Annotated in this window: 10 protein-coding genes; 9 read left to right on the top strand and 1 reads right to left on the bottom strand. The window is 56.2% G+C overall.

Features of this window, described 5'->3' with window-relative positions; all coding sequences use genetic code 11:
* From ACFDAU_RS14585 to ACFDAU_RS14545, 9 genes are all read left to right on the top strand, one after another.
* Positions 1-912: a D-alanine--D-alanine ligase gene (locus ACFDAU_RS14585; protein ID WP_413437628.1), complete on the top strand. Its 912-nt coding sequence runs from the start codon at positions 1-3 to the stop codon at positions 910-912.
* Complete coding sequence (locus ACFDAU_RS14580) at positions 902-1,699, top strand: cell division protein FtsQ/DivIB (RefSeq protein ID WP_413437627.1); 798 nt, start codon at positions 902-904, stop codon at positions 1,697-1,699. The genes ACFDAU_RS14585 and ACFDAU_RS14580 overlap by 11 nt, the downstream gene beginning before the upstream one ends.
* Entirely contained in the window at positions 1,696-2,931 is a 1,236-nt protein-coding gene (ftsA, locus tag ACFDAU_RS14575; RefSeq protein WP_413437626.1) for a cell division protein FtsA, read from the top strand. The genes ACFDAU_RS14580 and ftsA overlap by 4 nt, the downstream gene beginning before the upstream one ends.
* Before the next feature lie 70 nt (positions 2,932-3,001).
* Entirely contained in the window at positions 3,002-4,156 is a 1,155-nt protein-coding gene (gene ftsZ / locus ACFDAU_RS14570) for a cell division protein FtsZ (RefSeq protein WP_413437625.1), read from the top strand.
* A 76-nt stretch (positions 4,157-4,232) separates the two neighbouring features.
* Positions 4,233-5,147 (top strand): UDP-3-O-acyl-N-acetylglucosamine deacetylase, encoded by a 915-nt coding sequence (gene lpxC / locus ACFDAU_RS14565; RefSeq protein ID WP_413437624.1) that lies wholly within the window; start codon positions 4,233-4,235, stop codon positions 5,145-5,147.
* Between the two features lie 6 nt (positions 5,148-5,153).
* A complete protein-coding gene (locus ACFDAU_RS14560) occupies positions 5,154-5,336 on the top strand; it encodes a hypothetical protein (protein WP_413437623.1) in 183 nt (60 codons plus the stop codon).
* Positions 5,337-5,509: 173 nt separating this feature from the next.
* Positions 5,510-5,980: a DsrE family protein gene (locus ACFDAU_RS14555; RefSeq protein WP_413437622.1), complete on the top strand. Its 471-nt coding sequence runs from the start codon at positions 5,510-5,512 to the stop codon at positions 5,978-5,980.
* Positions 5,981-6,230: 250 nt separating this feature from the next.
* On the top strand, positions 6,231-6,713 hold the full coding sequence (locus ACFDAU_RS14550; RefSeq protein ID WP_413437621.1) for a hypothetical protein: 483 nt from the start codon (positions 6,231-6,233) through the stop codon (positions 6,711-6,713).
* A gap of 35 nt (positions 6,714-6,748) precedes the next feature.
* A complete protein-coding gene (locus tag ACFDAU_RS14545; RefSeq protein ID WP_413437620.1) occupies positions 6,749-7,522 on the top strand; it encodes a hypothetical protein in 774 nt (257 codons plus the stop codon).
* A 96-nt stretch (positions 7,523-7,618) separates the two neighbouring features.
* On the opposite strand, the gene ACFDAU_RS14540 is transcribed toward ACFDAU_RS14545, so the two are convergent.
* Entirely contained in the window at positions 7,619-8,065 is a 447-nt protein-coding gene (locus ACFDAU_RS14540) for a DciA family protein (RefSeq protein WP_413437619.1), read from the bottom strand.
* Positions 8,066-8,137: the final 72 nt, after the last annotated feature.

The following is an 8,137-nucleotide window of genomic DNA, read 5'->3' as shown; positions in this document are numbered from 1 at the left end:
ATGAAAGCATTTGGAAAAGTCGGGGTGCTGCTGGGCGGGCGTTCGGCCGAGCGCGAAGTATCGCTAAAAAGCGGTGCCGCGGTGTTGGCCGCGTTGTTGCGACAGGGGGTGGATGCGCATGCGTTTGATCCGGCCGAACGCGGTTTGCCGGAACTGGCGCGTGAACATTTTGATCGCGTCATCATTGCGCTGCATGGGCGTTATGGCGAGGACGGCACGATCCAGGGCGCGCTGGAATTGCTGGGCATTCCTTATACCGGCAGCGGCGTGATGGCCTCGGCACTGGCGCTGGATAAATGGCGCACCAAGCTGCTGTGGCAGGCGGCCGGTGTGCCCACGCCGGAGTATGCGTTGCTCGATGCCGAAACGGATTTTGAAGCGGTCGTGCAGCAGCTGGGATTGCCGATTTTCGTCAAGCCGGCGCGCGAAGGTTCCAGTATCGGCATGAGCAAGGTGACCGCGGCAGCCGACCTGAAACCCGCCTGGGAAAAGGCGGTGAAGTTTGACGCGCTGGTCCTGGCCGAGCGTTTCATTGCCGGGGGCGAATATACCTGCGCGATTCTCGGTGACAGCGTATTGCCGATGATCCGCTTGGTGCCGAAAAAGGATTTCTATGATTTTGAGGCCAAATATTTGCGCGACGACACCGAGTACCGTGTGCCCTGCGGTTTGCCTGCAGCCCAAGAGCAAGCCATCCAGGCGCTGGCGCTCAAGGCTTTCAAAGTGCTGGGGTGCAGCGGTTGGGCGCGTCTGGACGTGATGCTGGATGCGGCAGGCAAACCGTATTTCCTGGAGGCCAATACTTCTCCCGGCATGACCGATCACAGCCTGGTGCCGATGGCGGCGCGCGCGGCAGGTATGGATTTTGACACGCTGGTGCTGAAAATTCTGGAGTTGGCCCGTGTGGGATGACGAAGTCGCGCTGGCACGCCTGACCCGCTGGAGCCTGTGGGCCACCGCGCTCATCGTGCTGTGGGCGTTGCTGGTGCTGGCGTCGCGCTTGCCCTGGTTTGATCTGCGCCAGATCAAGGTGAATGGAGCCCGGCATGTGACGCGAGAGCAGGTGAATCTGGTGGTGTACCAGCACTTGCGCGGCAATTTTTTCTCGGCTGATCTGGATTCTGCCCGTGCTGCCTTCACCAAGCTGCCGTGGGTACGCAGCGCCAGTGTGCGCCGGCGCTGGCCGGATGCGCTGGAAGTGACGCTGGAGGAACACAAACCCCTGGCGCGCTGGGGTGACGAGGGCTTGCTGAACACTTATGGCGAAGTATTCCAGGCGGCGACCGGACAAAACTTGCCGCTGTTGTCGGGCCCGCCCGGCAGTGCGCAGGAAGTGGCACGACGCTATGCCGATTTCAGCCGCATTCTGCTGCCCCTGCATCATCGGCCGGTCGAGGTGGATCTGAGCGCACGCCGGGCCTGGAGCATCCGCCTGGATGACGGCATGGACATCGCACTGGGACGTGAGCACATGGACCAGCGTCTGGGTAGTTTCGTGGAGCTGTATCCGCGCACGCTGGCCAATGTGGCGACACCGGTAACTTATGTGGATTTGCGTTACCCCAACGGGTTTGCGGTGCGTGTACCGGTCGCTGCCGTCAAACGCGCTGGATTGCACGAAGCTTCCAGTCAACTTCAATTACGTCGAGATTTAATACATAGCGCCCGCTTGGTCGCTGGGCAAGGAAAGCAAGGATGAGCAGATACAAAGATACACGCGAACTGATCGTGGGACTCGATATAGGGACTTCGAAGATTCTTGCAATCGTTGCCGAAGTTTCTCCGGAAGGCGGATTGGAGGTGATCGGCATGGGCAGCCATCCGTCGCGCGGCCTGAAAAAAGGCGTGGTGGTGAATATCGAATCCACCGTCAGCGCAATTCAGCGCGCACTGGAAGAAGCCGAGTTGATGGCGGATTGCAAGATCCGCGAGGTTTACACCGGCATTGCCGGCAGCCACATCAAAAGCTTCAACTCGCACGGTATGGTGCCGATCAAAGACAAGGAAGTCAGCCAGCTCGATGTGGACCGGGTAATCGAGACAGCACGCGCAGTGAATATTCCCACCGACCAGCAAATCCTGCACATCCTGCCGCAGGAATATCTGGTGGACGGCCAGGAGGATGTGCGTGAGCCGCTCGGCATGAGCGGGGTACGGCTGGAAGTGAAAGTGCACATCGTGACCGGCGCGGTGTCCGCTGCACAGAACATCATCAAGTGCGTGCGTCGCTGCGGCCTGGAAGTGCGAGATCTGGTGCTTCAGCCACTCGCCTCGGCACTGGCGGTACTGACCGAGGATGAAAAAGATCTGGGCGTAGCGCTGGTGGACATCGGCGGCGGTACCACCGATATCGCAGTGTTTACCCAGGGGGCGATTCGCCATACCGCAGTCATCCCGATAGCCGGAGACCAGATTACCAACGACATTGCTCTGGCGCTACGTACTCCCCTGAAGGACGCAGAAGACATCAAGATCGCGCACGGTTGCGCGCTACGCCAATTGGCCGGTGCGCATGACATGGTTGAAGTGCCCGGAGTGGGCGAACGCGGACCGCGCCAGCTCTCGCGCCAGACCCTGGCCGAGGTGATCGAGCCGCGCGTACTGGAACTCTACGAACTGGTGCAGGCCGAGTTGCGACGCAGCGGATTCGAGGAGCTGATGCGTTCCGGCATTGTCATTACCGGCGGCTCTGCGGCGATGCAGGGCATGGTGGATTTGGGCGAAGAGGTGTTTCACATGCCGGTGCGGCTGGGCTTGCCGCAATATACCGGCGGTTTGTCGGAGATGATGCGCAACGCGCGCTATGCAACGGGTGTGGGTTTGCTGCTGGCAGGTATGGATCAACAAGATCGGCATCAGCCGATGAAATTTTCGGGGAGTTCGGTAAAGCAAATTTTGGAGCGTATGAGGGGCTGGTTCAAGAATTTTTGAGGGATAGCGGTAGCGGGTTGAGCGGTAAGTGGTCAGGTTAAATTTTGATTGGTTGATAAAGGAGATGGCAATGTTTGAAATCGTGGATACACAAACGCAGGATGCAATTATCAAAGTCATAGGTGTAGGCGGTTGTGGCGGTAATGCAGTTGACCACATGATCGATTTTGGTGTGCAGGGTGTGGAGTTCATCAGCATCAATACCGATGCGCAGGCGCTGCAGCGCAACAAAGCCAAAATCCAGCTGCAACTGGGTACAGGTGTGACGCGCGGACTGGGCGCTGGCGCCAATCCGGAAATTGGCCGCGAAGCTGCGCTGGAAGACCGTGAGCGTATCGCCGAGCTGATTGAAGGCGCGGATATGCTGTTCATCACTGCCGGCATGGGCGGCGGTACCGGCACGGGAGCTGCCCCGGTGGTTGCCGAAGTGGCCAAGGAAATGGGCATTCTGACTGTAGCGGTTGTGACCAAGCCATTCATGTTCGAAGGCAAACGCGTACGCCTGGCAAATGCCGGCATCGAGGCGCTGTCACGTCATGTGGATTCGCTCATCATCATCCCCAACGAGAAACTGATGCAGGTGCTGGGTGAGGATGTCTCCATGCTGGATGCGTTCAAGGCTGCCAACAATGTGCTGCATGGCGCGGTGGCGGGTATTGCCGAAGTAATCAATTGCCCGGGCCTGGTCAACGTGGATTTTGCCGACGTGAAAACCGTGATGTCGGAAATGGGCATGGCGATGATGGGTTCCGCGGTGGCCAGTGGTGCCGAACGTGCGCGCCAGGCAGCGCAGCAAGCCGTGGCGAGCCCGCTGCTCGAAGACATCAACCTGGCTGGAGCACGTGGCGTGCTGGTGAATATTACCGCCAGCGCCCATCTGAAGATGCGCGAAATCCATGAGGTAATGAATACCATCAAGAGCTTTACGGCAGAAGAAGCGACCGTGATCGTCGGCGCGGTGGTGGATGAAAACATGGGCGAAGAGCTTCGCGTGACCATGGTGGCGACAGGTCTGGGCAGCCCGGTGGCGCGCAGTCAGCCGAAACCGGTAATTGTTAAAACCGGTACGGATCACTACGCTGCTTCAGCGGTGGAATATCAAAACACCGAAGCCGAGCCTGCCGTTTTCCGCAACAACCGTCGTGAAGCGCAGGTCGAGGCAATGCGGCAGTCGGGAATGGAGATGCTGGATATTCCGGCATTCCTGCGTAAACAGGCCGACTGAATCCGGACTGGCGTAATCAGCCAGTCAGGATTTCTGAATCCGCGCTATAATGCGCTGATTCATTAGAGATATTTGCATGATCCGACAACGCACACTGAAAAACGTGATCCGCGCCTCGGGCGTGGGTCTGCATACGGGCGAAAAAGTCCTGATGACGTTGCGCCCGGCTGCGCCCAATATGGGCGTGGTGTTTCGCCGCGTTGACCTGGTCAGCCCGGTGGATATACCCGTTTCTGCCGAACTGGTGGGCGATACCCGGCTGTGCTCCACGCTGGACAATGGGCAAACCAGTGTAGCGACCGTCGAGCACCTGATGTCTGCCCTCGCTGGTTTGGGTATCGATAACGTATATGTGGATCTCGATGGCCCGGAAGTCCCGATCATGGATGGCTCGGCTTCATCGTTCGTATTTCTGCTGCAGTCAGCGGGAATAGAAGTGCAGAACGCGGCGAAGAAATTCGTACGTATCAAGAAAACCGTCGAAGTGAAAGAGGGGGACAAATGGGTTCGTTTCGAGCCCTTTGACGGGTTCAAGATCAGCTTTACCATCGATTTCAAGCACCCCGTGTTTGAAAAATCCGGTCAGGAAATCACGCTCGATTTTGCCAACACTTCCTATATCAAGGAAGTCAGCCGCGCGCGTACCTTCGGTTTCATGCAGGAGGTTGAGTGGCTGCGTGCCAATGGTCTGGCGCTGGGGGGCAGCCTGGACAATGCCATCGTCATGGACGAATTTCGGGTATTGAACAACGACGGCCTGCGCTACGAAGACGAGTTCGTCAAGCACAAGGTGCTGGATGCCATCGGCGACTTGTATATTCTCGGACATCCCATCATTGGCGCGTTCTATGCATACAAGTCCGGCCACGCACTCAATAACCGCCTGTTGCGCACTTTGTTGCAGGACCAGAGTGCCTGGGAGTTTGTCAGTTTTGACAATGAAACCAGCGCGCCGGCAGGGATACAACAACTGCACGCTGCAGCGATATAAATCTGCGTGATCATTATTCGCCTGCTGTTTGTGCTGATGCTGCTGGCGTTGGTGGTTTCCGGTGGCCTGTATCTATTCACCGGCGACCGGCGCTACGTTCAGTTCGTCTGGAATGTCCTCAAATTCGGCGTTGTTCTGGTGCTTATTTTCGGTGCTCTGGTGGTGGCTGAACGATTTCTCATGCTCTGACTGCGTCCAATAACTTCATGATTCATATTATTTTCGTGATCAGCATATTAAAAACATGCTCGTGGATGGAATATAACTGCCTTGGGTATCGTCTATATATGCGGGGCGGCCAAATTTAATCGGCAGCCTTCGTAAATACCTACAATGACACCCGTGAACCCAAGGAGACAAAATTGAAGACAAATCTTATCGGCAGTTTAGTGATGGCCGCAGCCGTGTTTGCAGCAGGCACATCATTAACTGCAATAGCTGCCGGTACCCAGCCGGTCAACGCGACCTCCGCAGAAATGCAGGGCGTGGGCAAGCAGAAAGTGGTGTTTCAGGTCAGTGATGCGGATCCAAAAAAATGGAATCTGACGCTTAATAATGTGAAAAACATCCAGCATGATCTGGGCAAAGGCAATACGGATATTGAAGTCGTTGCCTATGGTCCCGGAATCGGTATGCTGAAAATGGATTCGGAGGTCGGCACGCGCGTGGCAGAAGCGCTGGGCACGGGTGTGCGTGTCGTTGCCTGCGAGAATACCATGACCAATACGAAGCTTACCAAGGAAGATATGTTGCCGAATATTGGCTACGTGAAAGCCGGTGTAGTGGAACTGATGGAAAAACAAAGACAAGGCTATGCTTATATTCGCCCATAAATAAGCCTTCCATAAATTAACAGGAGATATCCCTCCTGAACATACGGCCGTCGGCTTTTTGCCGATGGCCGTAAATTTTTATGGCCTCCAAACCTGTAATTTTCAAGTTGCCGCTCATCGTCCGTACCATACCGTCTATCGGCCTATAGTGGACATGATTCCCACATTGGGTTGTGATACGCGCACCCGGGCTATTAAAGCTTTAGTTAAGCTCGGTGGGCCAAGGACCATTACTTGACAGGAGAAACGCATGTTGACCAAAACCCGTATTGCAGTCGCGCTGAGCTCAATATTTTTAATCAGCGGTGCGAATTTAACATTAGCTGCTGATACCACTACTACTACAATTTCCAGTGGTACAACCAGCACCTCCAGTACAACTACTCCATCCAAACAGCCGTTGAGTCAGGCATTGACCAGCGTGGATAAAAACCTGGACAAAAAATCGGACAACCGAGGACTGAAAAACGCCAGGGAGCGCCTGGAGCGCAATCAAACGCGCATTGAAAAAGCCGAAAAACACGAAAAGGTGGAACGAGTCGAGAAAGCTGAACGTGTAGAGAAAGCGGAGCGGCCGGAGAAGGTCGAGCGTCCAGAGAAGATTGAACGGCCGGAGAAAGTCGAACGTCCCGAGAGAGTCGAGCGGCCGGAGAGGGTTGAGCGGCCGGAGAGGGTTGAGCGGCCGGAGAGGGTTGAGCGTCCGGAACAGGTCGAACGTCCAGATCATTCGTAATATTCCAGCAATTCTAAGGTAAGGTAATGAAAAACATGACTCAAAGTGTTATCCGGGCTGGCGTACTCGCGGCCATGATTATGGTCTCGGCCCAGGCAGTCGCCGGGGACTCCGGCTTCAGTCTCACCACCGGCATGGACTACAGTTCGGGCAAGTACGGTGGCACGCAGTCCACCGACATCCTGTATATCCCGCTTACCGGCAAGTACGAAACCGGGCGCTGGGTTTTCCAGCTGACTGTTCCCTATGTCCGGATTACGGGTCCCGGCAACGTGACTCAAGGGGGTATTGTGCTGGGGTCTGCCAAGACTGCTCGTACTACCGAAGCGGGTCTGGGTGATGTCGTGGCAGGTGCCACCTATAACGTCTATAGCGAAACCGGGTCAAATCCATTCCTCGTCGACCTGACCGGCAAAGTCAAGTTCGGAACGGCGGATGAGAAAAAAGGCCTGGGCACCGGCTCGAACGACTACGCCGCACAAGTAGATATTTACAAAACCATGGGTCTGTTCACCGCCCTGGGTACGGTGGGTTACAAGGTGATGGGCAACGCGCCCGGACTTAAACTGGACAACGTGTTTTATGGTTCGGTGGGCGGGGTATACAAAATCTCGCAACAAACCAGTGGCGGCCTGATATTGGATTTGCGTCAGAAGGTAACCCCAACGGGAGCGTCGCAGCGTGACGTGACTGCTTTTGTCAGCCATAAGATCAACCCGGACTGGAAAGCCCAGGTTTACGCCGTGGAGGGTTTTTCGAACGCCAGCCCGGACTGGGGCGCGGGTGCAATGCTCACGCGGTCTTTCTGATATAAGGTTTGCTGTCCGGCGAATTCTCCTGAACTCACCAACGGGGCAGGCCGTCCGTGTTTTCCGTTGTGGTGTTTAGGGGTTGTATTTAATTTGCTAATCGGGGCGGTGGCGAGCGAGCAAATGGTCCAGTGCGGACTTGAGCTCGCCTGCCTCAAGCCCATCGCTCAGTCGTGCAATGTTGTCCAATCCGGCACGGCTGATTTCCCGTTTGTGCACCGTGCGTGCCGGCACCGGCAGGGCCTGAGCGCGCACCTTTACCTGCAGATATGCCGTTGCGACACCTTTGCTGCGTAATGCTTCGGCCAGCGTAGGCAATTGCTGGCGCAGTTTTGCGGCCACTGCGCCATTGTCGCAATAAATGGTGGTCTGACCGAACTCGTCCTGTCCAATATGGGATACCCCAGCCAGATTTGCTGGAGCCACCGTTTCCCAGATGCGCTGCAGGGTGAGCAGCGCCTGAACCTGCGTGGAGAGTTGCCGCAATTTGTCATTCTCGGCAAGAAAAGCGTTGGCTGGGCGAGCGGGTAGGGTGGGGCGCATGGACTGTCTTCGGAATGCAAGACTGAGTATGGTAACATTGCCTGATTTTCTCGCAACGCGTCAAGGATTTAC

The sequence above is a fragment of the Sulfuriferula sp. GW1 genome, from assembly GCF_047300855.1.
Lineage (GTDB): Bacteria > Pseudomonadota > Gammaproteobacteria > Burkholderiales > Sulfuriferulaceae > Sulfuriferula.
Note: the sequence above shows the minus strand (reverse complement) of the source record. Positions and strands in the feature narration are given on the sequence as shown.

Coding starts and splice junctions, on each gene's coding strand:
- ACFDAU_RS14585 (WP_413437628.1), top strand. CDS start 1: ATGAAAGCATTTGGAAAAGTCGGGGTGCTGCTGGGCGGGCGTTCGGCC.
- ftsA (WP_413437626.1), top strand. CDS start 1,696: ATGAGCAGATACAAAGATACACGCGAACTGATCGTGGGACTCGATATA.
- ftsZ (WP_413437625.1), top strand. CDS start 3,002: ATGTTTGAAATCGTGGATACACAAACGCAGGATGCAATTATCAAAGTC.
- lpxC (WP_413437624.1), top strand. CDS start 4,233: ATGATCCGACAACGCACACTGAAAAACGTGATCCGCGCCTCGGGCGTG.
- ACFDAU_RS14550 (WP_413437621.1), top strand. CDS start 6,231: ATGTTGACCAAAACCCGTATTGCAGTCGCGCTGAGCTCAATATTTTTA.
- ACFDAU_RS14545 (WP_413437620.1), top strand. CDS start 6,749: ATGACTCAAAGTGTTATCCGGGCTGGCGTACTCGCGGCCATGATTATG.
- ACFDAU_RS14540 (WP_413437619.1), bottom strand. CDS start 8,065: ATGCGCCCCACCCTACCCGCTCGCCCAGCCAACGCTTTTCTTGCCGAG.